Origin of the sequence: Pectobacterium quasiaquaticum (genome assembly GCF_014946775.2) — a bacterium.
GTDB classification, from domain to species: domain Bacteria; phylum Pseudomonadota; class Gammaproteobacteria; order Enterobacterales; family Enterobacteriaceae; genus Pectobacterium; species Pectobacterium aquaticum.
On sequence record NZ_CP065177.1, the window covers coordinates 4,337,435 to 4,363,968 of the forward strand.

Consider the following 26,534-nt stretch of genomic DNA (forward strand, 5'->3'; position numbering starts at 1 on the left):
CACTATAGCGAATCAGGCGGCACTGCTGCGTGTCGCCTTTCGGTCTTTATTTTTTCAGGTAAGCAGGGAAATCCGCAGGCAATTCGCTGGCAGGACAGTTGATGACTTCGTTGTTGTTCTCACCACAGTCGCGGATGAACGTGATGGTGGCGAATTCATCGATAACTTCGGTAGGGTACGCTGGGCCCGCATCGCGATAGGCTTCCATTTCAGCAATGTGTTCGTTCTGGAAGCATACTGTTTTTTCAGGATTATTGATGATCCAACGCGGGAAGAAGATAGTGCCGTGGAAAATCTTATCGGCAATATTCGCAATCAGGCTGACGTCTGTTCCCGTCGGTTCTGTCCATGAAATCTTATACACCTCGCGGGCGACCTGTACGATATACACCTGCTGATCCTTAACCCAACGATTACCCACGATACCGCTATGAATGCGGTAGTCTATGGTGTTGGCATTTTTGACATACAGCTCGTAATTCCAGCCATTATCATAGGTATATACCAGGTGTTTCCCTACAAAATGGCTCAGATCGTGTTGATTGAATGAAGGCATTATCGTTCTCCTGAAGTGTGTGAATTCACTTTAGAGCTTTATTAATTCGATGAATAACGCTATTTTTCAGGGAAACTCATTCAATATTTAGATGTATTAAAGATGCTGGCAAAGACGACGCTGGAACAGTGGGAAATCCTTCAGTCAGTTATTGATTTGGGCGGCTATACACAGGCGGCAAATGCGCTTCATCGCAGTCAGTCTTCGGTCAGCTACCAGCTTGCTCTGCTGCAAGAGCGATTGGGCATCGCGCTACTCACGATCCACGGACGCAAAGCCGAGCTCACGCCAGAAGGCGAAAATCTACTCGCACAGGTGCGGCCCGTAATACGTTCGTTTCATGCGTTGGAGGCCCGCGCCCATTCACTGAAAATGGGTGAACAGTCCAGCATCAACCTGGTGGTTGACAGCACCTTCCCCAAAGATCGCCTATTTCACCTGCTCAGCACCTTTCAAAAACAGCATCCGGCCACACGTATCCACCTGACCGAAGTACTGCGCAATGAAACGCCGGAACAGTTGAAGGCACGCGATGCGGACATTTACGTCATCACACAGCGTGAGCTCGACGGCCTCGCTGGGCAATGGCTGATGAACGTTGATTTTGTCGCTGTTGCCCACTGCTACCATCCGCTTTTCGCACTCCCCGCGCCGTTAAGCCACGAGGCACTGTCTCACTACCCTTGCGTAGAGATCGTGACGCGCACAACACCACATACGCAGCCTTCCTCCGCCGAGAGTTGGACATTCACCACGTTTGAAGCCGCTACGCAGGCCGTTTTGCATCAGGTGGGCTATGGCTGGCTGCCGGAAGCACGAATTGCAGAACACATTACGCGGGGCGAATTGCAAATATTACCGTTGCAACAGGGGGAAAGGCGCACCACCCCACTCTATCTGTTAGCAGAAGAGAAAGGGCAGGCGCTCAGTAAAGCGATCCTCACGCTCATCGCGCTACTGTTCGGCAGGCTCTGAGGTATGAGGGGCGTTTATCGATAATATCGATGCTAAAGCCGTCCTACCGCCGGGACAAAGCCAGACGCGCGGCGAATGCCAGAAAGAGAACGCCTGTCGTTCGGTCCATCCACTTCACTACGGAACCACGACGCAAAAAACGCGACAGCGGGCGCGTAGCGGCAATCAGCGTGGACGACCACAGCGTGCCGATAAAGACGTGAATAAGAACAAGCAGGTAAGTCCACAGCACGACCGAATGGCCGGCAGGGATAAACTGCGGCAGGAATGAAACATAGAACACGCCAATTTTCGGGTTGAGTACGTTACCCAACATGCCACGGAGAAACCAGTTCTGCTGCTTCGGTGCGTCTTGTGACGCCGCCATCACCAGCTCGGTTCTGGGTTTCAGGATCATTTGCAAACCCAGCCAACAGAGATACGCCGCACCGCACCATTTCAGGATGTTATAGGCCAGTTCCGACGCCGCAATCAGCGTTCCCAGACCAAACGCCACCATCGCGCCCCAAATCAGGCAGCCGACTTGAATACCAAACGCCGCATGGAAGGCTTTCTTACTGCCTTCAACGGTCGCGGTGCGTAAAATCAATGCCGTGTCCAAACCCGGCGTCAGGGTTAATATCGTCGCGGCAAACGTAAAAGCAATCAGCGATTCGGTCAACGTCACGGTAATTCATCACTCCAGCAGGGAAAACCACAAAACGCATTCTTCTCTGCGAGAAGAATGGTGCAAGACAACCGACAAACAATCCTAATTAAGCTCCGCGTAATATACGACAGAGCCTGACCCTACCCAACACATCTCTTCAGCCAAGATCGTATAGCGACAGCTCACATCAGGCCCAGATTCAAAAAGCGTAAATAAACTCCCCCAGCCGGTTGCCTTCCGCTACGCTATCCGGCAGGCAATGACTCACAATACAGGTGCAACACCATGATAAAACGCGTCTTCCTCACGCTCGCTTTATTGACGCTTTCCGCGCCTTCTCTGGCGCAAGATGCTCTGCCAGATGCGGTGAAGAGCATCGAAAAACAAGGTATTACGATCATCAAACCGTTCACTGCCCCCGGCGGCGTGCAAGGCTGGCTGGGTAGCTATCAGGGCGTGGGGGTGACCATCTACTTAACGCCGGACGGTAAGCATGCCATTTCGGGCTATATGTATGACGAACACGGCAACAATCTGAGTGAAGCGCTAATTCAGCAGGAAGTGTATGTGCCTGCCGGTCGGGAGATGTGGCAGAAATTACAGCAGGCGCCGTTTATTACCGAAGGGGCGAAGGATGCGCCGCGTAAAATCATCGTCTTTGCCGACCCATTCTGCCCGTACTGCAAACAGTTCAGGCAACAGGCACAGCCGTGGGTAAAAGCAGGAAAAGTCCAACTGCAAACGCTACTGGTTGGCGTCATCAAACCGGAAAGCGGGCGTTATGCCGCTGCGATTCTTGCCGCCAGCGATCCGGCTAAAACCTGGCATGAATATGAGCTGTCGAACGGCAAAACGGTGCCCCCGTTCCCCAAGGACTCATCACGCGATATCTGGAATAACATTCAGCATAATCAGCGACTAATGGATGAACTGGGTGCAAACGTCACGCCCGCCATCTATTACCTGAATGATAAGAATGAGCTACAGCAGGTCGTCGGGCTGCCGGATGCACAGCAGCTGGCGGAGATGATGGGGAAATAGGCACAGGAGGGAATCTCCCTCCTGACGTTTCTCTTAGCGATGCGACCAATACGCCATAAAGTTGATCGTCTCTTTATCGAGGTGCCGCTCGTCGAGCAGATAGCGGCGCAGCCGTTTGATGGCGGAAGACTCTCCCGCCGCCCAGGCGTAAAACGGGCGATGTGCCGTTGCCCGTTCCCACAGTAGCTCGTCTTCCGGCGTTTCCTGTGCGCTCTCATCACGGTTAGTACAGGCGCTGGCGGGAATCTTCACGTCCTGCTGCACCGCAGCCAGCAGGCGTTCGCCCCATACTGCGCTGCCCGTTTCCTCACGCGGCAGCCAGTGAATCTGCGCAAACGGGAAGTCGCCTGCTGTCACGCAGTCAGCCACTTTCGGCACTTCAAAAAAAGCCTGTACCGACGGAGGAGAAGTCTGGGTAGCCAGCTGTTCAAGAATTCCCATTGCCGCTGGCAGCGCCGTTTCATCTGCAATCAGCAGCACCTGCTCAACGCCCTCATGCGGTGCCCATTCATAGCCACCGCTGTCGCCATCAGCCTCTGCATTGGGCGCGACAATCTGTAGCGCATCGCCCGGCTTAGCGTGGCCCGCCCAGCTTGAGGCAGGCCCGGTATCACCGTGCAGCACAAAATCGATCGTTGCCTGCTGTGACTCGCGTGAAACGGAACGCAGCGTATAGGTGCGCAAAATCGGACGACGCTCACGCGGCAGCGCCAGATAGTCCTGATACCAAGTATCGCTCACGGCCATCGGCGTCAGCTCCCCGCTTTCACTGGCGAACAGCAGCTTGATGCGCTGATCCGGCGCATCCAGTTTCATCTGGCGCACTTCCGGGCCGGTGAACACGCAGCGAGCGAATGAAGGTGAGAGTAACGTCTTACTCTCTAAGCGTAAGTTGAACAGCCGATAGGCGGAAGACGTTGTACGGGTAGCTAAAGACATAGTGAGAAAACCGTATGTTTTGTAAGGAAAATCAGTTCACGGGATAAACCCCATTCACCGCAACTTGCCATAAACAAAACACTAACGATAATCATTATCACCATTCAGATGAATGTCGTGATAAAAGCAGCATTTTCTTCATCTCGCCGGCCAGAAGCCGTCCTGAGCGGGCATAAAAAATGCCGGCCAAATAGTTCACTATTCAACCAGCACATTTTCGTTTTTCATAAAAGCAGTAAGACCCGCTTTCCTTTACTACTACGCCATTACCGCATCGTCACAAACTCTTCTGACGCAGTCGGGTGGATAGCAACGGTGTTGTCGAAGTCTTTCTTGGTTGCGCCCATTTTGACGGCGACCGCGAAGCCTTGCAGCATTTCGTCCATACCAAAACCGATGCCGTGGATGCCGACGATTTTTTCTTCTTTACCCACGCAGACCAGCTTCATGCGGCACGGCTGGCGGTGCTGCGTAACGGCGGTGTACATCGCGGTGAAGGCAGATTTATAGACTTTCACCTGATCGTCACCGTACTGCTCACGCGCCTGCGGTTCGGTCAGCCCAACGGTGCCAATCGGCGGGTGGCTGAAGACGACGGTCGGGATGTTGCTGTAATCCAGATGCTCGTCCGGCTTGTTATTAAACAGACGTTCGGACAAACGACGCCCCGCCGCGACAGCAACCGGCGTTAGCTCGACGGCACCGGTGTTATCACCTACGGCATAAATGCCAGGAACGTTGGTGTTCTGGAATTTATCGACGTTAATGTAGCCTTTGTCGTTCAGCGCTACACCGGTGACGCTCAAGTTCAGGTTATCCGTCGCGGGTTCACGACCAATCGCCCAAATCAGGCAATCAACAGTCTGTGATTGGCCGTTTTCCAGCTCCAGCGTCAGGCTGCCATCGGCATTCTTCACAATCGCTTTCGGGATCGATTCGGTATGCAGCGTCGGCCCTTCGGTGTTCATCACTTCCACCAGCGTGTCGACAATCAGCGGATCGAAGCTGCGCAGCGGTGCGTGTTTACGCACAAACAGGTGAGTTTCAGAACCCAGTCCGTTTAGCACGCCGGCAATCTCTACCGCGATATAGCCTGCACCGACGATAGCCGTACGCTTCGGCAACGCATCCAGCTCAAAGAAACCGTCGGAATCGATACCGTATTCCGCACCGGGAATAGCAGGGTGAACCGGACGACCGCCGGTCGCGATCAGGATATGGTCAGCCGTAATTTTCTCGCCGTTCACTTCCACCGTGTGCGCATCGACAAAGCGGGCAAAACCGTGGATGACATCGACTTTATTCTTACCCAGCACGTTATCGTACGACTGGTGGATACGATCGATATAGGCGCTACGGTTCTTAACCAGCGTGCCCCAGTTAAACTGGTTTACCGTGGTATCGAACCCGTAATCCGGCCCGTACTGATGGATCGCTTCGGCAATCTGCGCCGCATGCCACATCACTTTCTTCGGCACACAGCCGACGTTGACGCAGGTGCCACCCAGATATTTTGCTTCGATCAACGCACATTTTTGTCCATACATCGCCGCGCGGTTAATAGACGCGATACCGCCGCTGCCGCCGCCAATAGCAAGGTAGTCATAGTGTTTGGTCATCAGTGTATCCATGCTTAAGTGAATAAAATTTGCCTAGAGTGTAACGCCAGAGCCATACGCCGAATAAAGGTTATGCCTATGGTTGCGATAAGAAAAATCAACCGGGTCACCCACCGCAACGGGGCGCATTACTCCGGTACGATTTGCTCCACCAGCGTATGTCCGGTGCCTTCTGGTACCAGTACGCTATGCAGCCACGGCAGCACGCTCTTCATCTGAGATGCCAGCTTCCACGGCGGGTTAATCACAATCATGCCAGACGCCGTCATGCCGTAGCGATCGCTGTCCGGCAGCACCGCCAGCTCAATTTGCAGAATGTTGCGAATGCCCGTAGCTTCAAGCTCTTTCAGCATGCGTTTGATGTGCTGACGCAGCACCACCGGATACCACAGCGCAAATACGCCTGTGCCAAAGCGTTTATGCCCTTCCTGAATGCCTTTCACCACGGCCTGATAGTCCGTTTTCAGCTCATAAGGTGGATCGATCAGCACAAATCCCCGACGGGAAAGCGGCGGCAGTTGTGATTTCAACTGCTGATAGCCATCGTCACGCAGCACTTTGGTGCGCGAATCCTTCTGGAATTCATTGCGCAGCAGCGGGAAATCGCTGGGGTGAAGTTCGGTCAGGTGGAGCTTGTCCTGTTCGCGCAGCAGTTGGCGGGCAATCAGCGGGGAGCCGGGGTAATAGCGCAGCCGCCCATTGTGGTTATAGGTGTGCACGGCCTGCATGTAAGGTTCGAGTTCAGCCGGAATGTCATCACGCTGCCAGATTTTCGCGATGCCATCCAGATACTCCCCCGTGCGCTCGGCGTGTTCGCCGCTGAGCTGATAGCGGCCAGCACCCGCATGAGTATCGAGATACAGGAAAGGTTTTTCTTTCTCTTTCAGGGCAGTGATGATCAGGCTCTGAACGGTGTGTTTCAGCACGTCGGCGTGATTGCCGGCATGGAAACTGTGGCGGTAACTTAGCATGCTTGCTTTCCGGTGAAGTTTTCATAAATAACGTCGATTAACCGACAGTATAACCGCCTGCGACGGAAAATATCCCGTCAAACGCTCCCCTCTGCGAGCCGCCCCGCAAACCAGCCATTTTTATCTCTTAAATCAGTAAATTGAGAAACATGGCCGTTTTTCATCAATACTGACGGCCGAGGGCGTGAAGTTATCATTCAGCGCATTTGGTATCAGGCGGGCCTCGCCATGTTGTCAAACGCTAATCAGGCTGTTCGTCGTGCCCAGATCGAGACCAATCAATCGCCAAAGAAGCGTCTTGCGGGTGCGTCATGCTGTTCTTCCTTATTAACCATTCCGCGTGCACTACCGATTCCCAGAGTGCCCATCAGGCGCAGATCAATAGCCCGTTCGGCGAGCAGGGCAATAATATACCTCTTTTTTATGCAGGCTATGATGCGCACACGCCACGTTAGTAGATTCCCGCTAGCGGCGAACTTCCCGTAAATCAAAGCTAATGGGGATGGTGATGGTGAGCTGCGCATTATCCCCTATCACCTCTGCTGGCGGAGCCGGAAGCGGCTGAGCACGCTGCGGCAAGGCGACAGATTCCTTATCCAGCGGCATCACTCCGCTGCTGCTGGCTAACGAGACGGCCAGCACACTCCCCGTCCGATCCAACGTCACGCGAATCTGGGCGACGCCCTGTAATCGCTGCCGCACCGCCTGTGCCGGATAACGTTTATAGCGGCTCAGGTGTGCCAGCAGTTGGCTGCTCCAGTCCGCCACCCCTTTGCGCATCTGCGCGGCATCGCTGTTATACGGCGCAGCGACTTGCTGGCTGCTGCCAGGCAGCGGCGCGCTGGTGACGGGCGCGGGCGGTTTTTCCGATGGCGCAATCTCTTCCTGTGGCGTGGTCTCCTGCACCGGTTTTTCCATTTTTTTCTGCACTTTTTTCTGCGGCTGCGGCTTTTCCTTTTGTGCCGCCGCCATCACCGGCTTCGGCGCGGGCGCAAGCAGAGGCACCTCCTGCGTCATTTTTTCCGGCTGAGTCGCCGCTTCTTGCGGCGTGGACAGCGTCTGCTGCGGGCCGACAGGCGCATCCTGAGGGCTGGGAGTCGATTGCACGCTATCCGCCACCATCAACATCATGGCGGGCGGCGGCGCTTCAATGGAGGAATCAAGCGCATGGTAGCTAATCCAGACAATCAGCCCCGCGTGTAACGCCAATGCCAGCAGCCAGCCGCTCCCCCAACGAACCGTCGTGGCGGGCTGAATCGTATTGTATTGCAGCGTCTGTGCAGCCATTAGCCTACTGCCCCTCGCCGTGGAGACAGGGGCTGCACTCTCAATGAATGGGGCTCTGAGGAGGTCATCATGCGTTCTTCATCACATCGTTAGGATAAAACGGACAGCAGATAATAGTAGGTCGTTCAGCTACGGGGATCGGGCAGAAAAAAAGTGAAAACAGCATAAAAAGTAATGTTATTACGTTTTAGCAGGATATTTTATCGCTCAGCAATCTGAACCCAGTAGCGAGAGAAATAACGCACCTGTACAGGAAGCGCCTCCACCAGCGCCGCTAAAATATTATCGGTATCAGACAGCGGGAAGACGCCGGAAAATCGCAGGCTCTCCACCTCTGGCTGGCAACGAATGATACCGCTGCGATAGCGGCTCAGTTCATCAACAAAATCCACCAGACGCTGATTATCCGCCAGCAGTTGTCCTTTCACCCAAGAAGGCTCTGCCTTCGCCGCCGCTATCTGGCCACAGCGCTGCGTGGTGAACGTCGCCATCTGTCCGCTTTTCACCACCTGTATATCCTGACCGTTCTGCTGCGGATGAAGCCTTACCGCACCGTCATACACCGCCACCTGCGTGTGTTCATCCTGCACTCGCAGGCTGAAGCGCGTACCCAGCGCCTGCACTTTTCCCTGTGCCGTCGTCACAATGAAAGGACGCGGATACAACGCGGCCTTCTCCGCCTGACCGGTTTCGATCATGACTTCACCGCGAATCAGCGTAAGCTGACGTAGATCGTCACCGTAGGCCACATTCAGCGCCGTCTGCGTATTCAGCAGCAGCGTCGTACCATCGTCCAATACCGCATGGCGCTGTTCACCGACCTGCGTCTGGTAATCCGCCGTCAACGACTGCCAGAGGTCGGTGCGCGATCCCGCCACGCCAGCGCCGCCGGTCAGACAGAGAATCGCCAGCGCTTTGAGTACGCTGCGACGCTGCATACCGTTAAGCGTCGACAGGCTCTGGTGTGCCGCCCGTGCGTTAAGCTGACCCAGATTGGCACACACGGATTCGATATGCTGCCACGCCTGTTCGTTATCCGGCGAGGCTTCCCGCCAACGCTGCCACTCGCGGCGATCCTGTTCCGTGACGCTGTCGGACATCAGCTGAGTCAGCCACGCCACCGCTTCACGCGCGCTGTCCGGCTGAATCGGCTGACCCTGTCGGTCACGATAAAACGTGCGATCGTTCATAGCGGCAGCGCAAAGAAACACTGGAGGTTGGCGCGTTGCAGATACTGTTTCACCGAACTGCTGGAAACCCGCAAGCGTTCGGCGATATCGCTGTAGCGCATACCGTGGAGGTGCGCCAGCAGGAACGCTTCCCTGACCGGCGCTGGCAGGCCATCCAATGCAGCATCAAGCTGTTCAAGAATTTCGAGGGTAAGCAGACGCGTTTCCGGAGAGGGCATACAAGCATCCGGCTGCGTGCTCAGCACATCCAGATAGGCATCTTCAATCTTTTTACGGCGGTAATGGTTGGCGACCAAACGGCGAGCCACGGTAGCCAGAAACGGGCGCGGCTGGCGAATCGTGAGCAGTTCTGGGTTCATCAGCACGCTCAGGAATGTGTCCTGTGCCAGATCTTCCGCATGCTGGGCGCAATCCAGTTTATGGCGCAACCAGTTACACAACCATCGGTGGTGATCGAAATAGAGCTGCTGGGCAAAGTCATTAACGCTGGCCGTCGCTTTCCTCACCATCGAACTTTACCCCAGAGCACTATTTAAACATAAGAATGATAATCGTTCTTATTTATGTTTTTTCCCTCTGACTGTCAAGTTCCGAAACGAAAATTATTCAAATTTGCTGAATTTACATTACGCCCATGCAACACCCCTCGCGAACGGGGCGGCAAGGCTAGCCGCCCCGAGCATCGCAATCAGAAACGCTGTAACACGCTGATTTTCACGTTACGTCCTACGCCGGACACCGATTCGCCCAGATACGGGTAGTAGTCGGTATTCAGCAGGTTATCAACCGTCACACGCGCTTCGAATCCTTTTATCGTCTGCGGCTGCCAACTGGCAAACAGACCATGCAGCACATATCCCTTCGTCTTCGGTAACGCCCAACCAGAAGCGAGCGGGTCGCCATCGGCAGGTGAACGATCCTGCTTGCGCACAAAATCCCCCGTCCAACCTACGGCCATATCCAGACTCGGGATTTTGGTACCCAGCGTGGCGTGTGCTGTCGTCGGTGGTATTTCGGCGATCCAGGTTTTATTGCCCCATGGGTTACGCGGCGATGCATCACGTTCTCCACGAATCGAGGAGAAGGACAGGCTGCCAAACAGCCAGCGGCTGTCGTAGAAGGATTCAATCTCAACCCCTTCAATGGTATAGCCCGGCAGGTTGCGGTAAACCGACAACGGCCCAGCGCAGGAAGAATTGCTGCCCGTCTGGGAAGATGCCGCGCAATAAACACCGGTGCGTTTGAAAATTTCGTTTTTGCCACGGTTACGGAACAGCGTGGTGCGAATTTGCAGACTGTCTTCTTCCAGCACCAGGTGGTTGAAATCCAGAATCGCCCCTAGACGGATGCCTTTGATGCTTTCCACATCCAGATTACGGCTACTTCCCGGCACACCCGAGGTCGCTGACTGCACTTCATACTGTTCATCAATGACGGGCGCACGCCAGGTACGGCTGGCATCGGCAAACAGCGACAGATTGTCCGTCGCCTTCCACAACGCCCCAATACGTGGCGACCAGCCGGTATAGGTCACGCTGCTGTAATCATGTCCTGCGGACAGGCTACTGCTGTTATAACGCGGGGCAACGTTGGGCTGACCAGTGTTAGTCACATGGTCATAACGCACGCCCGGCGTTATCGTCACTCTGCCCAACGTCACCGCATCTTGTAGATACAGGCTGCGGGTTTCCTGTTCGCCTGCCGGCATATAGTGAGGCTGGAAATAGCCATAGTTATACTCAACGCTATTCTTACCGGACGGATAATAGATCAGCGTGTCGCGCTTATGCTGGTGCCAGCGCATACCCACCAGCAGCTTATGATCGAGCGGGCCAGTGGTGAACTGACTTTCGTTACTGACCTCCGCCAGTTGATCTTTATAGCTCACCCAGCTTTCATTCCCCAGCGTCCCCAGAAAACTGTCTTGTGACGCCGAATCAGGGCGTTTGTCATGCTGTTCGGTTTTTGAGGTGGCAAATGACGCCGTCAGATTCAGCCACGGCTTATCCTCCGGCGCGATATTCCATTTCAGCGAGTAGTTCTTATCCACCTGATCGCGATAAACCAGCTTGCGCAGCCAGGCTTCTTCCCAACCGTAGAGATCAATGTCCCTTTGTGAAGGTGCTGTCATATCGTCACGCTTCGCAGCAAACGGCTGCCAGCCATCAGATTCGGAACGCATGGCCGAGAGCGTCAGTGTCTGTGAATCCGTCAGATAGATGTTGGTCTTCAGTAAATAGGACGCCATGTCGCTGGTCGAATAGACAAAGCGCGTGCCATCAGGGCGTTCGATGTTGTCGCCATCGCGCTTGCTCATGTAGAGCAGGCCGTCAGCCATCCCGTCTTCCGTGCGGCCATACAGCGCGCCGCTGTAGATATTTTGCCGATCGTTGGTGTGATAGCTGTATTTCGTCATCCCACCGAAATTTTCTCCCGGCAGCAGCAGATCGCTAGCGTCTTTGGTATCAACGTGAATGGTACCGCCAAAGCCGCCGTTGCCGCTGCGAATGTCATGCGGGCCTTTATCGACGTCGATCCGCTTAATCAGCTCAGGCTCAATAAATACCGAGCCCTGGCGGTATTTCTCAAAGCCTTTCGGCGCGCCGTCCAGCACGACTTTGACGTCTTCCATGTCGCCCATGCCCCAGATATTCAGGCTTTGCCCACCCGGACGGGGTGACCCCGCCATCGATACGCCGGGGAGTTTATCGAGCAGGCTGGCAATATTATCGGCCTGCACGCGGTCAACATCGGCCTGACGCAACACCGAACGTCCGGCGGCGGCGCTGTCCGATGTGCCACCAACAACCGAAAGCGTCGGGATCATCAGGCTGCCGTCGCTTCCTTCGGCGGCAAGCGCGGATTCCAGCCGATAGCCCGTGGCCGTCTGTACCGCACTCAGTCCCGTTCCCGCCAGCGCAGCCGCAAAAGCTTCCTGAACGGTGTAGCTTCCCTGAACGCTCCCGCTGGTTTTATTCTGTGTTTGATCGGGAGAAAACGTGAGAATGACATTGGCGCGGCTGGCAACGGCCTGCAACGTGGTTCCTAGTTGCCCAGCGGGGATAGAAAACGTCACTGTCGGCGCCGCGACAGCTGTCGGCGTTTCCGCCGCCAGCACCGAACTGACCGTTCCGGCACTCAAGATCAACACGCCGGACAGCGCCAAATGCACTGCCCGCGCCACCGTCAAGGCGGGTTTGTGCGCAATGCGCCCGCCCTTATGATTGTTTATCGCCATTGTCATTCCCCTGAAGTATTGAAAAAAAAGACACACCAGGTAGGTCACGCGAAAAACCAAATCGGGCAGGGAAAGTGCAAAAAATTTCAGGAAAACGTATTCAACACGGCATTCGCCGCCGTGTTCAGGTAACAAACGGGGCTTATCCAAGGCCACAAAACGCACCGTTGGTCACGAGCGATAATCCCTCTGCCATTGATTTTCACGGCGCTTGACCTCATCTTAGTGAGTAATCCCCAGTAGATATCCGCCTTGCCGGCCTTTATTCAACAGATTCCACTTACCGGCAACGAGATCACCCACAATTATCAGGACGGCACCATGACGAATCCATTACTGACCTCATTTACCCTGCCCCCGTTCTCCAGTATCAAAACGGAAGATATTGTCCCAGCGGTGAAGTCCGCACTGGATGAATGCCGCGAGACGGTAGAACGTGTGGTGGCGCAAGCGGGGCCGTTTACATGGGATAATCTGTGCCAGCCGCTAGCAGACAGCGACGATCGTCTTGGTCGCATCTTCTCCCCTATCAGCCACCTGAACGCGGTGAAGAACAGCCCGGAGCTGCGTGCGGTTTATGAAGAATGTCTGCCGCTGCTGTCCGAACACAGTACCTGGGTCGGCCAGCATGCCGGACTCTATCAGGCCTATCGCAGCCTGCGCGACGGCGAGCACTACACCGCACTGAGCCTGGCGCAGAAGAAATCGGTTGATAACGCGCTGCGCGATTTTGAACTGTCCGGCATCGGCCTGTCGCCAGAAAAACAGAAACGCTACGGTGAAATTTCCGCTCGCCTGTCCGAACTTGGCTCGCAGTACAGCAACAACGTACTGGATGCTACGATGGGCTGGAGCAAGCTGATTACCGACGTCGCCGAGCTGGATGGCATGCCGGAAAGCGCGCTGGCAGCGGCCAAAGCGCAGGCTGAAGCCAAAGAACAAGACGGCTGGCTGCTGACACTGGATATCCCAAGCTACCTGCCGGTGATGACCTACTGCACCAATCAGGCACTGCGCGAAGAGATGTACCGTGCCTACGGCACGCGCGCCTCCGATCAGGGGCCGAACGCAGGCAAGTGGGACAACAGTGAGGTGATGGCAGAAGAGCTGGCACTGCGTCACGAACTGGCACAGCTACTGGGCTTCGACAGCTATGCGCACAAATCGCTGGCGACCAAAATGGCGGAAAACCCGCAGCAGGTACTCGATTTCCTGACCGATCTGGCGAAACGCGCCCGTCCACAGGCGGAAGAAGAACTCGCGCAGTTGCGTGCCTTCGCCAAAGAACACTACGGCGTAGAGGAATTGCAGGCCTGGGATATCACCTACTACAGCGAACAGCAGAAGCAGCATCGATATTCCATCAGCGACGAGCAGCTTCGTCCGTACTTCCCAGAAGAACGCGCGGTGAACGGCCTGTTCGAAGTGGTTAAACGCATCTACGGCATCACCGCCAAAGAGCGTAAAGACGTCGATGTCTGGCACCCAGACGTTCGCTTCTTCGATCTGTTCGATGAAAGCGGCGAACTGCGCGGCAGCTTCTACCTCGATTTATACGCCCGTGAACATAAGCGCGGCGGAGCCTGGATGGATGATTGCGCGGGTAAACTGCGTAAAGGCAACGGCGAACTGCAAAAACCGGTCGCCTATCTGGTCTGTAACTTCAACCGCCCGGTCAACGGCAAACCCGCGCTGTTTACTCACGACGAAGTCACCACGCTGTTCCACGAATTTGGTCACGGCCTGCACCACATGTTGACCCAGATCGATACCGCCGGTGTGGCGGGCATCAACGGCGTACCGTGGGATGCGGTCGAGCTGCCAAGTCAATTTATGGAAAACTGGTGCTGGGAACCGGAAGCGCTGGCCTTTATCTCCGGTCACCACGAAACCGGTGAACCGCTGCCGCAGGAACTGCTGGATAAAATGCTGGCGGCGAAGAACTATCAGGCTGCGCTGTTCATTCTGCGCCAATTGGAATTCGGCCTGTTCGATTTCCGTCTGCATGCCGAGTTTGATCCTGCGAAAGGCGCACAGATTCTGCCGACGCTGGCCGAAATCAAAGCGCAGGTGGCCGTGGTGCCAAGCCCTAGTTGGGGCCGCTTCCCGCACGCGTTCAGCCACATCTTCGCGGGCGGCTATGCCGCAGGCTACTACAGCTATCTGTGGGCCGACGTGCTGGCGGCAGATGCCTATTCCCGCTTCGAGGAAGAAGGGATCTTCAACCGTGAAACCGGCCAGTCTTTCCTGGATAACATCCTGACCCGCGGCGGTTCCGAAGAGCCGATGGAGCTGTTCAAACGCTTCCGTGGCCGTGAACCGCAGTTAGACGCCATGCTCGCGCATTACGGCATCAAAGGATGAGCATCTGCTTAATCGCAGAGGAAGGCGCCGATAGTGGCGCCTTATCTTCTCTGGCCGCACGCTGGGGGCTGGTTTCCGATCCCGATGCGGTCATGGCGCTGGTGCTAACAGCCGAACGTTTGGAGCTGCGCAAGCAGGATGAACCGAAGCTCGGTGCTATTTTCGTGGATTTCGTTGGTGGGGCGATGGCGCACCGTCGCCGCTTTGGCAGCGGACGCGGCGAGGCTGTTGCCAAAGCTGTTGGTATCAAAAAAGATTACCTGCCGGATGTCGTGGACGCGACGGCCGGGCTGGGGCGCGATGCCTTCGTGCTGGCCGCATTAGGCTGCCACGTACGCATGGTGGAGCGCAATCCAGTGGTTGCGGCGCTGCTGGACGACGGGTTGCAGCGTGGCTATCGGGACGCAGAAATTGGCCCGTGGCTACAAGAGCGGCTCACCCTGCTGCACGCATCGAGCATGACCGCACTTCGCGATATCACACCACCGCCAGATGTGGTTTATCTCGATCCGATGTTCCCGCATAAACAAAAGAGCGCGCTGGTGAAGAAAGAGATGCGCGTGTTTCAGTCGCTGGTGGGTGCGGATGACGATGCCGATGCGCTGCTGGAACCTGCCCGCGCGCTGGCGAAAAAACGCGTCGTGGTGAAGCGACCAGACTATGCGCCGCCGCTGGCTGGCGTACCGGCACAGTCCATGCTGGAAACCAAAAGCCACCGCTTCGATTTCTATCTTCCCGCCTGAACAATCTCGTCGCCGCGACGCTAAGCGTATCGGCGACTAAAAACTTAGCCTGCTTCGCATTTCCTACGCTGCTTTTGCAAAGTCTGTGGCACTAATGAGAAGCAAATCGCATAATTCCGCGCATCACCTTTTATGACACTAAGATGACATAATGAAAAAAACGCTTCTGTCACTTCTGCTTTGTTTGAGCACTTCTGCTATGGCCGCGCAAGAACCCGTCAATATTACGATTCTGGGGACATCCGATCTGCATGGCACCTTTGTTCCCTGGGATTACGCCACCGACACCGCCAACATGGCTGGTAGCCTAAGCCAGATCGCCACACAGGTGCATAAGGTTCGTGCGCAGCAGCCGAATGTGATTCTGGTTGATGCGGGCGATACCATTCAGGGCAACTTTGTCGAAACCTTTAAGAATGACAAAAACAGCCCGATGATCCTCGGTTTTAATGCCCTGAATTATGACGTCTGGGTGCTGGGCAACCACGAGTTCGATTTCGGGCTGAACGTGCTTTCCACCTCGCTTGACCAGTTCAAAGGCACCGCGCTGGCAGGCAACATTTTTTGGGAGAGCGGTAAACCTTACTTACCCGCCTATAAAATTGTCGAACGGCAGGGCGTGAAGATTGGCATCATCGGCATGGATACGCCGATGACCGCAGAATTCGCCAAAGGCACTGACCGCGTGAAAGGGCTGAACTTTACTGACCCTGTCGGGGCGGTAAAAACCGTGATCCAGCAAATTCACGATAAGGTCGACGCCATCGTGCTGGTCGCCCATATGGGCATCGATAACGAGAACCAACGGCCGGGCACTGGCGTCGGTGATATCGCGCGCGCTAACCCTGAATTAGCCGCTATTGTCGCGGGCCATATGCACATAAAAGTGGACAAAGAGGTGATTAATGGCGTGATTGTCACCGAACCGGACAGATATGGTCGTGCACTGTCGCGCATCGATTTGCAGTTTGAGCAGCAGAACGGCAAATACGTGCTAATCAATAAGGACAGCTATACCTATTCGATTAAGGACGTGGATTCTGACCGCAAGATGGAAGACATCTACGAGCCTTATCACAATACCCTGCGCGCCAACGCCAACCGTCCGATTGCGCAGCTCCTCGGGCACGATCTGGTGCCGCAAGATGCCGTGAAAGGCATTCCTCAGGTACACGTGCAGGACACCGGTATCAGCGCCCTGTTCCAGGAAGCCAGCCGCCATTACGCCCCTAAAGCGCAGGTCATCGCGCTGCAAATTGATAACGATCGGCCCAAGCTGAACGTCGGCACCATCTCCGCCAAGGATATTGCCTTTAACTATCAATATGCTGGCGGTGAAATCACGGTTTATCAGCTCACCGGAAAAGAACTGAAGAAATACATGGAATGGTCTGCGGGTTACTTCAACCAGTTGCAGGACGGCGATGTGACTTACAGCTTCAATCCGCAGCGCCGCGCGTCCAAGTATTCCACCAATGATTTCTTCGACGGCGTGACGTACACCATCGACCTGACGAAACCCGCCGGGCAGCGCATCACCGACCTGAAAATGAATAACGGCACGCCAGTTACCGACGACATGCCGATTCGTCTGGGCATGAACAGCTACCGCATGGGCCACCTGACGCAGAAAGGCGGCGTGCTGGAAGGCATGCAGTTCCCAGTGCTGTCAGACACCAAAGCGGAATATGGCGAAGAGGCGGGTACGATTCGTAACCTAACCATCCGCTATCTGACCGAGGTGAAAAAAGGCCAATACGAGGGTACGGTGCCGCAGCGCTGGAAACTGGCGGGATTGCAGGGCTATGAGCGCGAACGCCGCATTATCGAATCGCTGCTCAACAGCGGAAAAATCAGCGTGCCGACGTCAGACGACGGTCGCTACAGCAACGTGCAATCCATCAACGTAAAATCGCTGCTACTGCCGGATGCCGCGCAGAAGGAGAAACGCGTAGCGGAATTGACGCAACAGCGCGACAGCGCCACCAACGCGTTGACCAAACAGCGGCTGAACGATCAACTGACGATTATCGCGGCCATTAACTAACCGACACCTTGCGGGAATCTGGGCAGTAGACAAAGTACAGCGGTAATAATGGATAGATCGTAAAGACGCTGCAAGTTCGTCCATGTAAGCTCGGCTTGCGCAGATATGAATCTCATCCCTGAAATTCAGTCTTTCAGGGCCGTCGCAAGCGACGTTCAAAAGCGTTCCTGACGCTTTTGTCCTTGGCGCGACGCTTTACTCTTTTATTCCGTTACTCCCGTTTCCATTTGGTAAATAGATTTGTCAGCGGTCTAGCCCCGTATTTTGAAAACGTAATAATTATGGCGTTTCTGTCACGGTTCCCTGATGCATTTGTTGCCTTATCGGATGGTCGTTGCTATCCACACCCTGTAGTGTACCGTTTAGCGTCGGCTTCAGCGGAGTATCGGCAACAAGCCGCCCATTCAACTGCAATTGCAGATTCGTGTTACCCGTCGGTGCGGTTGCGGGTTCTGGCCATCCCCAGCGTGTCAGAACATCCAGCGGTACGGCGCGTCCTGTCAGTGACAGGGTAAAATTGCGTGCCGGTTGCTGGTTGATCGTTGCCTTGGCATCCAGCATGCCATTTTGCGTAAACGCGCTGAGTTCGTTAATGGCGATCTGATTATCGTCGGCTACCAGTGCCATGGAAGGACGGCGCACATCGACTTTATTAAACGTTGCGTCGCTGGCATTAAGATTCAACGATCCTGCCCACATTCCCCACTGGTGGTTGTGAGCCAACCGCAAATCGCTGCCGTAGCCATCCAATGCGGTTAGCTGGAAGGGGAAGTCTGGGTTAATATCGATCAGCAGATTGCGGTTCGCCGTAAATTTTCGCACATTCACTTCTGCCAGCCATGATGGCAGGGTCGCTTGCCAGCGCTGACGCCAATCGCTGGGGAGCGTGTACTCCATCCCTGCCACAACAAATTCATTCAGTTGTAAACGGTGGTTACTACGCTGCCAACTGCCGTTGGTTCGCAGTAAGCCGCCTTCCCAGCGCGTAGAAAACTGCTTGATGTTAACGCCCGTCGGCGACAAATCCAGATTTACGATAGGGTCTATAAGGTGCATGTTGCCGTTTACAATGTCAGTCGCATTGAACGACAGCGTTCCCCCTTCGCTCTGCCAGTCATTCTGCTTAAACGTGACATTTTGCAGGGCAACATCAAGGTCGATAAACGCCCAACCCGGCCCTTCGATACGGGCATCAATCAGATCAAAGCGGTCAACCGTAACAGAAGGCAGTTCGGTAACGGGTTGCCAGAAGGCCTCCGGTGTTCTCTGCGTTTGCAAACGGACATTGCTGAGCCGCAGGCTACCGATCTGCCAACTGCCGTCTTCTGCGCGGCTGGCATTGCCTGTTAGCTGCCCTTGAGCGACATCCGCGCCGAAATTGCTCAGAATCAGCTGGTTGTGGTTGATTTCACCCTGAACCAATACCTGACTGGCGGGAATATCGTTGAGTTCGAGTGAACGGGCGCTGAGCTGGAACTGTCCCTGTTTACCCAGCAGATAGCCTGCCTCGGGCTTCCACGGCGTTATTCCACCGTTAATCTGTTGACCATTCAGATGCCAATTGCCGTCCTTTGCCTGCAGCGCCATGGTACGCAGCTGTAGCACATCGGCCTCGATAGGGAGTGTCGCCGCCTGAGAGGAAAGATTGAGCGTTCCGCCTTCCAGTTCAAGACTGGCGAAATGGTGCGGCTCGGTAATTTGACGGGCGCTAAATCCAACTGAAATCTGCTTTGCAGTGAGTGTCGGCGGCTGATTTTTCTGACCAAAACTGACATCGGTGAGTTGGATATGATCGGCTGTTGACCAGTCATGATTAATTTTGCCCAGTGACAACTGGTAGTCAGTATTCTGGTTTACCCAATTACTTATCCAGCCTGCCGCCCAACTGGTTTGCAGTAATACATATACGACCACCAGCGCTAAAAAGGCCAGCAGCAGTAGAGTCAGCAATAATTTCCCGATAAATTTCATCGTGTCAGTCCATGCCAATCGTCAGGGAGAACTGTTCTTATGCCGCAATTTCCCTGAAGGCTCAATAGGTAATGCTGTTACAGACAGTAAAAAGCGAGCAGTGTTGCATCACCGCTCGCTTTTTACATGAACTGAACTGAAATTATTGCGGGCTGGCGCTATTTTTCTTCGTGTGGGAAGACAATATTCAGCACGATTGCCGTAATCCCGCCAGCGGCGATACCGGAAGACAGTAATGTTTTAATCCAATCCGGTGCGAACTGCAGAATCAGCGGCTGCTGCGATACGCCAAGACCAACAGCCAGTGACAGCGCAATAATCATGATCGCACGACGATTCAGCGGCTCACGGGACACAATGCGCACACCAGAAGCGGCGATCGTACCAAACATCACGATAGTGGCACCGCCCAGAACCGGCTCTGGAATATGCTGCACAAATCCGCTAACGGCAGGGAACAGCCCCAGTGCGATCAGCATCAGCGAAACCACAAAACCCACATAGCGGCTGGCAACCCCGGTAAGCTGGATGACGCCATTATTCTGGCCGAAGCAAGAGTTTGGGAAGGTGTTGAATACGGCAGAAAGGCAAGAGTTCAGGCCATTTGCCAGCACGCCGCCTTTTAAGCGTTTCATGTACAGCGGGCCCCTGACCGGCTGCTCTGAAACGTCGGAGGTCGCGGTGATGTCGCCGATGGTTTCTAACGATGTCACCATGAAGACCAGCATCAGCGGAATCAACAGGTTCCAATCAAAGCCTAAACCATAATACAGCGGCGTGGGCACCATAATAACTGTGTCGTTTTGAGCAGGCGCATTTTCCGGCAGCATTCCCATCAACCAGGCACCCAGATAACCCACCGCCATGGCAATCACTAGCGAGGCGACGCGTAGGTAAGGGTTACGCTGGCGGTTAAGCAGAATAATAACCAGCAACACCGCTCCCGCTAATAGTAAGTTCTTGGGCGCGCCGAAGGTGTTATTACCCATTGCGGCATAGCCGCCGCCGATGGAGGTCAGGCCGACCTGAATCAGCGACAGACCAATGATCATCACCACAATGCCGGAAACCAGCGGGGTAATGATGCGACGGGTTAAATGCAGGAAGCGTGAAAGAATGATTTCGGTGAAGGAAGCGACCATCAACGTACCGAACAGCGCTGCCATCATCGTGGGAACATCCGCGCCGCCGTTTTTCAGCGCCAGTCCGCCCATAATCAGCGGCGTCACGAAGTTAAAGCTGGTGCCCTGAATTGACAGTAGACCAGAACCGACAGGGCCCCAGGTTTTAATTTGGAGAATAGAAGCCAGACCGGAAGCGAAAAGCGACATGCTGATAATGCGCTGCGTATCCTGAGCGGGTAAACCTAATGCCTGACAGATCAGTAGCGCGGGGGTAATCACCGCAACAAACATGGCAAGCAGGTGCTGACTGGCGGCAAACAACGTTTGCGGCAGCGGCGGCCTGTCTTCAAGGCGATAGATGAGTTCACTGCGCTGAGGTGCGGCAGCGGCTTGTGTTTGGGACGTTTCCGTGGTGGTAGTCATGATGTAAGTTGGCGTTCCTGAAACGACAAAGAGCGCATTTTAATGATCTCTTTGTTGAAAGCAAACGTTTGCTAACTCATCTTTTCGATATGAATGTTGTCTGATGAACAAGGCCTTATTATTTAAGGTGATATGCCCATCATACTTCACGCTGCCTATGCGTTGCCGGCGAGGGTTTAGTAAAAATGAAGAATACGCTGCAGTGGTTAGGCATTGGTATAGCGTGCGCGCTCGGGTAGCCAGCGTTCGATTAGTGCAACGGCATGCTCGGGATAGTGCTCATGAAGATGGCGCGCAACGCGCTGCACCTGTGGGATCAGTTCCTGATCGCGCAGTAGGTCGGCTACTTTAAACTCGGCATTGCCCGTCTGGCGCGTACCTAATAATTCACCCGGCCCGCGGATTTCCAGATCGCGCTGCGCGATGACAAAGCCATCGCTGCTGTCGCGTAGAACCTGAAGCCGTTTTTGTGCGGTCTTGCTCATCGGCGTTTTGTAGAGCAACACGCAGTGAGACGCCACCGCCCCCCGTCCGACGCGCCCGCGCAACTGGTGTAGCTGTGCCAGGCCCAGACGCTCCGGGTTTTCAATGATCATCAGGCTGGCATTGGGGACATCCACACCGACCTCGATGACGGTGGTCGCCACCAGCAGTTGCAGTTCGCCCTGTTTGAAGGCCTGCATCACTGCCTGCTTTTCCTGTGCTTTCATGCGGCCGTGAACCAATCCAACCTTAAGGTTCGGCAGAGCAGCCTTCAACTCTTCGCTGGTGGCTTCTGCTGCCTGCGCTTCCAGCAGGTCAGATTCTTCGATCAGCGTACACACCCAATAGGCCTGTCGCCCTTCCTGCTGACAGGCATTATTCACGCGCTCGATAATGTCGCAGCGGCGTGAATCGGGTATGGCGACGGTGGTGACGGGGGTTCTGCCCGGCGGCAGTTCATCAATGACGGACGTATCCAGATCGGCATAGGCCGTCATCGCCAGCGTACGGGGAATTGGTGTGGCGGTCATAATCAATTGATGAGGATGAAAGCCTTGTTCTTCGCCTTTTTCCCACAGCGCAAGGCGTTGATGCACGCCAAAGCGGTGCTGTTCATCAATAATGACCAATGCCAGCCCGTTGAATTTAACCTGCTGTTGGAAAATAGCATGCGTCCCGACAACCATGGAAACCTGACCGCTGGCGATGGCATCCTGCTGCGCCTGACGCGCTTTCCCTTTTTGTTTGCCAGCCAGCCAGCCCACTTCAAGCCCTAGCGGTTCAAACCACTGACGGAAATTATGGGCGTGCTGTTCGGCCAATAGCTCGGTTGGTGCCATCAGCGCGACCTGTTTGCCGTTGGCAATGGCGCGTAATGCTGCCAGCGCGGCAACCAGCGTTTTCCCTGAACCGACATCGCCCTGTACCAGACGCATCATCGGGAAATCTTTCGCCATATCTGCTTCAATCTCCGCCACAACACGCTCTTGTGCCTGCGTGGGTTTGAACGGCAGGGCATCAAGCAGACGTTGCTTCAAGCCGTCTTGCGCCTGTAGCGGCGAGGCTTTATGCCGCTGCTCCCCTGCTCTTACGGCGAGCATACTCAGGTTATGCGCCAGCAGTTCTTCCATAATCAGCCGCTGCTGTGCAGGGTGTTTCCCGTGTTCAAGCTCGCTGAGCTGCATATCCGGCGGAGGACGATGTAACGTGCGTAGTGCATCCGGCAGACTAATGAGCGATCGGCTCAGGGATTCAGGCAGCAGCTCATCGATGGGGTTTGCATCGAGCAACGCCAGAGCCTGATCGGTAAGTTTGCGGAGCGTGGCCTGACGAACGCCCTCTGTGGAGGGATAAACTGGCGTGAGCGATTCTTGTAATTCGACCTGCGTACTATCTCCCTGAACACGATATTCAGGATGGATGATTTCCGCGCCGATTTTGCCACGCTTGATTTCGCCATAAGCGGTAACGCGCTGTCCCGGTGCGAGGCTGTTCTTCATCGCGGCGCTGAAATTGAAGAAGCGCATGGTCAACATACCGCTGCCGTCGCTGATTTGGCAGGTCAACATGCGACGGCTGCCAAAGGTAATGTCGTTGCGTAGGATTTCACCTTCCACAGTGGCATACATACCGGGGAGGAGGTCACCAATAGGATAAAGATGCGTGCGGTCTTCGTAGCGCAGGGGTAAATGCAGCAGGAGATCCTGCACGGTTTCCAGTCCGAGTCGCGCGAGTTTCGTTGCCTGACTTGTACCCACGCCGGTAAGTGTACTCAGCGGTTGGGTGTTCAGCAGGCGGCCTTTCATCAGCACTCCGACGATTGCATCGCGGCCCACCACGGGGTATCCGCTACAATCTGACCCTGATGGTCAATATAAGGGCGAGGAAGCCCTTTACGTTTTGCGACGCGAGCCAGTACCGGGTAGCCCCCTTCAAAAAGCAGGCGCTGCTGCTCTTCTTCATCAAGCGGGCTGTCTTCACGCTGGTACATACCGGCGATCTGGCGTTGGCGCTGCGCTTCATACAGGATCAACGCCGAGGCTACGGAGACATTCAGTGACTGTACCATGCCAGTCATCGGAATGATGATATCCCGATCGGCCAGTTTGAGCGCTTCGGCTGTAATACCAGTTTTTTCTTGTCCAAGCAGAATACAGGTCGGGCGGGTGTAATCAATTTCCCGAAAATCGACCGCGTGTTCAGACAAATTGGTCGCCAGAACCTGCATGCCTTCGGCCTTCAGGTGACCAACCGCATCACCTATGCTGCGATGGGTTTTAACCTGCACCCAGCTATTGCTGCCTGCGGCGGAGGAGACCAGCGTTTTCATCCGGCTGGTGGGCCAAATCGCATGGACTTCATGCACACCGACGGCATCCGCAGTGCGAATAACCGCAGAAACGTTATGAGGCTTATGCACCTGCTCCATGCAAATCGTCAGATCGGGCTGACGACAGTTGAGCATTTCTTTTATGCGTGCATAACGTTGAGGAGTCATGACGGTTAATTTCGGTTACGGTTAACTTTGATGACATCCGGCATCACGCGAATTTTACGCATAATATTGGCCAGATGAACACGATCGAGGGTGGTGAGACGGATGAAGACGCTGTATACGCGGCCGTCTCTCTCTTCCGTGTTGATGCGCTGAATATTGGAGTTTGCAGTGTTGATCGCGGCAGTCAGATTCGCCAGTGCACCCTGATGGTTGAACATATCCACTTTGATTTCGGCGATGAACTCTTGTTCCGTCACCTTATCCCACTCTACCGCCATGAATTTTTCAGGTTCTTTCTGATAGCCGCGAATGTTGCGGCAGGATTCATGGTGAATAACCAGCCCTTTACCGGGGCTGACGTGGGCAATAATCGGGTCACCAGGGATGGGGCGGCAGCATTTGGCAAATGAGATCATGACGCCATCTGCGCCCTTGATCGGCAACTTGCGCAGCCCAGTTGTGCCCAGTTCAGATTGTTCGTTCAGCAGATTTTTCGCTACAACGACGCTCATAGCATTACCCATGCCAATTTCCGCCATCAGATCGTCCAGCGTGGCGAGCTTCATGCGCTCAAGCTCAAGCTGAAGCGACTTTTCAGGGATGTCGGAGAGTTTGCGGCCATTGCCTAATGCGTGGTTCAGCAAACGGCGTCCGAGACTAACGGAATCATCACGCTTGAGGTTTTTCAGCATCTGGCGAATTTTGGAGCGCGCTCTGGAGCTAACCACAAAGTTAAGCCATGCGGCATTCGGTCTGGCGCCGGGAGCGGTAATGATTTCAACGGTTTGACCGCTGGTTAGCGACTGTGACAGCGGGTAAGGCTGGCGGTCGACGCGGGCGCCGACGCAGGCGTGGCCAATATCGGTGTGTACTGCGTAGGCGAAGTCGACGGGCGTCGCACCTGCGGGGAGTTCCACAATACGGCCTTCTGGTGTAAAGACGTACATCTCGTCAGGGAAGAGATCGGACTTAACACTTTCGATAAATTCAAACGAGCTACCGGCACTTTGCTGGAGTTCTAGCAGGCTTTGCATCCAGCGCTGGGCGCGTACCTGTGCGGTAGTGCTGCTTTCACCTTCTTTATAGGCCCAGTGTGCAGCGACACCCATTTCCGCCATTTGATCCATATCATCGGTGCGAATCTGCACTTCAACTGGCACGCCGTGCGGGCCAATTAGAGAAGTATGCAGTGACTGATAGCCGTTGGCTTTGGGAATGGCAATATAGTCTTTTACTCTGCCTGGGCGGGGTTTATACAGGCTGTGAACCTGGCCTAGCACGCGATAACAGGTATCCTGTTCTTTCACGATGACCCGAAACGCGTAAATATCCATGATGGAATGAAAACGCTGCTCTTTCAGGTGCATTTTGCAGTAGATGGAGTACAGGTGTTTTTCGCGACCGCTCACGCGGCAGGCAATCCCAGCTTCAGTCAAACGTCCTTCGATTTCCGACAGGATTTTCTGAATCATTTCCTTGCGGTTACCACGAGCAGCCTTGACGACTTCTTTAATGACGCGATAACGGTTCGGATACAGCGCCTCAAAACCCAGCTCTTCCAGCTCGGTTTTGAGGTGATGGATACCCAACCGGTGTGCCAGCGGGCTGTATATTTCCAGCGTTTCGCGGGCAATGCGGCGGCGCTTGTCAGGGCGCAATGAGCCCAGCGTGCGCATGTTATGGGTACGGTCTGCGAGTTTGATCAGGATGACGCGAATATCCTGCACCATTGCCATGATCATTTTGCGAAAGTTTTCAGCCTGCGCTTCTTTCTTATCGCGGAACTTCAGCTTGTCCAGCTTGGACACGCCCTCTACCAGTTCAGCAACGCTTTTACCGAAAAGCTGTTCCATGTCCTGATAGGTGGCGGGTGTGTCTTCTATGACATCATGCAGCAGTGCTGCCATCAGCGTTTCGTAATCGAGACGCATCTCCGCCAAAATACAGGCGACGGCAACAGGGTGTGTGATGTAGGGTTCACCGCTGGAGCGAGTCTGCCCCTCGTGAGCATCACGTGCAACTAAGTAAGCCTGCTGTAAACGTTTGATCTGATCTTCTGGCAGATAACGTTGAATCAGCAGATTAAGGCTTTCGAAAATGTACAAGGGCGACTCGTGGTGTGATTAACGACGGCCTTCAGCAATCGCGGTAACCGCCTGAATCTCTGCGGCTTCCTGCTCTTGCTGTTCCTGACGGTCACGAACATCCAGAATCTGGTTGTTGATCAGACCTTCTTCGATTTCACGCAGTGCGATCACGGTGTACTTATCGTTTTCTTCAGGAACCAGCGGATCTTTGCCGCCAGTCTGGATTTGACGGGCGCGACGAGCAGCGACCAACACCAGATCAAAACGGTTACCAATTTTCTCTACAGCGTCTTGAACAGTTACGCGTGCCATAATGTGCTACTCCACAGG

General features: G+C 54.7%; 20 protein-coding genes. 5 read left to right on the forward strand and 15 right to left on the reverse strand.

The features are described 5' to 3' along the window. Positions 1–46: 46 nt before the first annotated feature. Complete coding sequence (locus IG609_RS19845; RefSeq protein ID WP_014913676.1) at positions 47–556, reverse strand: phenolic acid decarboxylase; 510 nt, start codon at positions 554–556, stop codon at positions 47–49. 102 nt (positions 557–658) lie between these two features. Here IG609_RS19845 and IG609_RS19850 point away from each other — a divergent pair, with 102 nt between their 5' ends. Next, positions 659–1,531 (forward strand): LysR family transcriptional regulator, encoded by an 873-nt coding sequence (locus IG609_RS19850; protein WP_193399017.1) that lies wholly within the window; start codon positions 659–661, stop codon positions 1,529–1,531. Between the two features lie 43 nt (positions 1,532–1,574). Here the strand turns inward: IG609_RS19850 and IG609_RS19855 are convergent, their stop codons facing one another. Continuing rightward, positions 1,575–2,198 (reverse strand): LysE family translocator, encoded by a 624-nt coding sequence (locus IG609_RS19855; RefSeq protein WP_039510292.1) that lies wholly within the window; start codon positions 2,196–2,198, stop codon positions 1,575–1,577. Between the two features lie 267 nt (positions 2,199–2,465). Between IG609_RS19855 and dsbG the strand changes: the two genes are divergently transcribed. Next, complete coding sequence (gene dsbG / locus IG609_RS19860; RefSeq protein WP_193400986.1) at positions 2,466–3,221, forward strand: thiol:disulfide interchange protein DsbG; 756 nt, start codon at positions 2,466–2,468, stop codon at positions 3,219–3,221. Positions 3,222–3,254: 33 nt separating this feature from the next. Here the strand turns inward: dsbG and IG609_RS19865 are convergent, their stop codons facing one another. From IG609_RS19865 to IG609_RS19895, 7 genes are all read right to left on the reverse strand, one after another. After that, positions 3,255–4,160, reverse strand: a complete 906-nt coding sequence (locus IG609_RS19865; protein ID WP_193399015.1) for a siderophore-interacting protein — start codon at positions 4,158–4,160, stop codon at positions 3,255–3,257. A gap of 266 nt (positions 4,161–4,426) precedes the next feature. Next, positions 4,427–5,779, reverse strand: coding sequence for a glutathione-disulfide reductase (gorA, locus tag IG609_RS19870; RefSeq protein WP_193399014.1), 1,353 nt, complete (start codon positions 5,777–5,779; stop codon positions 4,427–4,429). 128 nt (positions 5,780–5,907) lie between these two features. Continuing rightward, the gene (locus IG609_RS19875) at positions 5,908–6,750 is read right to left on the reverse strand and encodes a 23S rRNA (adenine(2030)-N(6))-methyltransferase RlmJ (RefSeq protein WP_102118774.1); all 843 of its coding nucleotides are present in this window, start codon (positions 6,748–6,750) and stop codon (positions 5,908–5,910) included. Positions 6,751–7,215: 465 nt separating this feature from the next. Beyond that, entirely contained in the window at positions 7,216–8,037 is an 822-nt protein-coding gene (locus IG609_RS19880; RefSeq protein ID WP_193399013.1) for an energy transducer TonB family protein, read from the reverse strand. 200 nt (positions 8,038–8,237) lie between these two features. Then, complete coding sequence (locus tag IG609_RS19885) at positions 8,238–9,227, reverse strand: FecR domain-containing protein (RefSeq protein ID WP_193399012.1); 990 nt, start codon at positions 9,225–9,227, stop codon at positions 8,238–8,240. Beyond that, positions 9,224–9,736: a sigma-70 family RNA polymerase sigma factor gene (locus IG609_RS19890; protein ID WP_010296516.1), complete on the reverse strand. Its 513-nt coding sequence runs from the start codon at positions 9,734–9,736 to the stop codon at positions 9,224–9,226. The genes IG609_RS19885 and IG609_RS19890 overlap by 4 nt, the downstream gene beginning before the upstream one ends. 179 nt (positions 9,737–9,915) lie before the next feature. Then, the gene (locus IG609_RS19895; protein WP_193399011.1) at positions 9,916–12,465 is read right to left on the reverse strand and encodes a TonB-dependent receptor; all 2,550 of its coding nucleotides are present in this window, start codon (positions 12,463–12,465) and stop codon (positions 9,916–9,918) included. A gap of 321 nt (positions 12,466–12,786) precedes the next feature. Between IG609_RS19895 and prlC the strand changes: the two genes are divergently transcribed. The 3 genes from prlC (at position 12,787) to IG609_RS19910 (ending at position 17,619) form a co-directional block, all read left to right on the forward strand. Then, positions 12,787–14,829: an oligopeptidase A gene (prlC, locus tag IG609_RS19900; protein WP_039284904.1), complete on the forward strand. Its 2,043-nt coding sequence runs from the start codon at positions 12,787–12,789 to the stop codon at positions 14,827–14,829. Beyond that, on the forward strand, positions 14,826–15,572 hold the full coding sequence (rsmJ, locus tag IG609_RS19905; RefSeq protein ID WP_193399010.1) for a 16S rRNA (guanine(1516)-N(2))-methyltransferase RsmJ: 747 nt from the start codon (positions 14,826–14,828) through the stop codon (positions 15,570–15,572). Before prlC ends, rsmJ begins: the two co-directional genes overlap by 4 nt. A gap of 151 nt (positions 15,573–15,723) precedes the next feature. Continuing rightward, positions 15,724–17,619 carry a bifunctional metallophosphatase/5'-nucleotidase gene (locus IG609_RS19910; protein WP_193399009.1) on the forward strand — a complete coding sequence of 632 codons (1,896 nt, stop codon included), beginning with the start codon at positions 15,724–15,726 and terminating at the stop codon, positions 17,617–17,619. A gap of 279 nt (positions 17,620–17,898) precedes the next feature. Here the strand turns inward: IG609_RS19910 and IG609_RS19915 are convergent, their stop codons facing one another. The 6 genes from IG609_RS19915 to rpoZ form a co-directional block, all read right to left on the reverse strand. Then, entirely contained in the window at positions 17,899–19,590 is a 1,692-nt protein-coding gene (locus IG609_RS19915) for an AsmA family protein (protein ID WP_193399008.1), read from the reverse strand. A gap of 158 nt (positions 19,591–19,748) precedes the next feature. Next, positions 19,749–21,137, reverse strand: a complete 1,389-nt coding sequence (locus IG609_RS19920; protein WP_193399007.1) for a nucleobase:cation symporter-2 family protein — start codon at positions 21,135–21,137, stop codon at positions 19,749–19,751. 206 nt (positions 21,138–21,343) lie between these two features. After that, positions 21,344–23,425 (reverse strand): ATP-dependent DNA helicase RecG, encoded by a 2,082-nt coding sequence (gene recG / locus IG609_RS19925; RefSeq protein ID WP_193399055.1) that lies wholly within the window; start codon positions 23,423–23,425, stop codon positions 21,344–21,346. Beyond that, a complete protein-coding gene (gene trmH, locus IG609_RS19930; RefSeq protein ID WP_193399006.1) occupies positions 23,425–24,117 on the reverse strand; it encodes a tRNA (guanosine(18)-2'-O)-methyltransferase TrmH in 693 nt (230 codons plus the stop codon). The genes recG and trmH overlap by 1 nt, the downstream gene beginning before the upstream one ends. Before the next feature lie 5 nt (positions 24,118–24,122). Next, positions 24,123–26,222, reverse strand: a complete 2,100-nt coding sequence (gene spoT, locus IG609_RS19935) for a bifunctional GTP diphosphokinase/guanosine-3',5'-bis pyrophosphate 3'-pyrophosphohydrolase (protein WP_193399005.1) — start codon at positions 26,220–26,222, stop codon at positions 24,123–24,125. Between the two features lie 18 nt (positions 26,223–26,240). Then, complete coding sequence (gene rpoZ, locus IG609_RS19940; protein ID WP_005968230.1) at positions 26,241–26,516, reverse strand: DNA-directed RNA polymerase subunit omega; 276 nt, start codon at positions 26,514–26,516, stop codon at positions 26,241–26,243. Positions 26,517–26,534 lie beyond the last annotated feature (18 nt).

Excerpts from the sequence above, each read along its gene's own strand:
- IG609_RS19845 (WP_014913676.1), bottom strand. The coding sequence starts at position 556 with ATGCCTTCATTCAATCAACACGATCTGAGCCATTTTGTAGGGAAACAC.
- IG609_RS19850 (WP_193399017.1), top strand. The coding sequence starts at position 659 with ATGCTGGCAAAGACGACGCTGGAACAGTGGGAAATCCTTCAGTCAGTT.
- dsbG (WP_193400986.1), top strand. The coding sequence starts at position 2,466 with ATGATAAAACGCGTCTTCCTCACGCTCGCTTTATTGACGCTTTCCGCG.
- IG609_RS19865 (WP_193399015.1), bottom strand. The coding sequence starts at position 4,160 with ATGTCTTTAGCTACCCGTACAACGTCTTCCGCCTATCGGCTGTTCAAC.
- gorA (WP_193399014.1), bottom strand. The coding sequence starts at position 5,779 with ATGACCAAACACTATGACTACCTTGCTATTGGCGGCGGCAGCGGCGGT.
- IG609_RS19875 (WP_102118774.1), bottom strand. The coding sequence starts at position 6,750 with ATGCTAAGTTACCGCCACAGTTTCCATGCCGGCAATCACGCCGACGTG.
- IG609_RS19880 (WP_193399013.1), bottom strand. The coding sequence starts at position 8,037 with ATGGCTGCACAGACGCTGCAATACAATACGATTCAGCCCGCCACGACG.
- IG609_RS19885 (WP_193399012.1), bottom strand. The coding sequence starts at position 9,227 with ATGAACGATCGCACGTTTTATCGTGACCGACAGGGTCAGCCGATTCAG.
- IG609_RS19890 (WP_010296516.1), bottom strand. The coding sequence starts at position 9,736 with ATGGTGAGGAAAGCGACGGCCAGCGTTAATGACTTTGCCCAGCAGCTC.
- IG609_RS19895 (WP_193399011.1), bottom strand. The coding sequence starts at position 12,465 with ATGGCGATAAACAATCATAAGGGCGGGCGCATTGCGCACAAACCCGCC.
- prlC (WP_039284904.1), top strand. The coding sequence starts at position 12,787 with ATGACGAATCCATTACTGACCTCATTTACCCTGCCCCCGTTCTCCAGT.
- rsmJ (WP_193399010.1), top strand. The coding sequence starts at position 14,826 with ATGAGCATCTGCTTAATCGCAGAGGAAGGCGCCGATAGTGGCGCCTTA.
- IG609_RS19910 (WP_193399009.1), top strand. The coding sequence starts at position 15,724 with ATGAAAAAAACGCTTCTGTCACTTCTGCTTTGTTTGAGCACTTCTGCT.
- IG609_RS19915 (WP_193399008.1), bottom strand. The coding sequence starts at position 19,590 with ATGAAATTTATCGGGAAATTATTGCTGACTCTACTGCTGCTGGCCTTT.
- IG609_RS19920 (WP_193399007.1), bottom strand. The coding sequence starts at position 21,137 with ATGACTACCACCACGGAAACGTCCCAAACACAAGCCGCTGCCGCACCT.
- recG (WP_193399055.1), bottom strand. The coding sequence starts at position 23,425 with ATGAAAGGCCGCCTGCTGAACACCCAACCGCTGAGTACACTTACCGGC.
- trmH (WP_193399006.1), bottom strand. The coding sequence starts at position 24,117 with ATGACTCCTCAACGTTATGCACGCATAAAAGAAATGCTCAACTGTCGT.
- rpoZ (WP_005968230.1), bottom strand. The coding sequence starts at position 26,516 with ATGGCACGCGTAACTGTTCAAGACGCTGTAGAGAAAATTGGTAACCGT.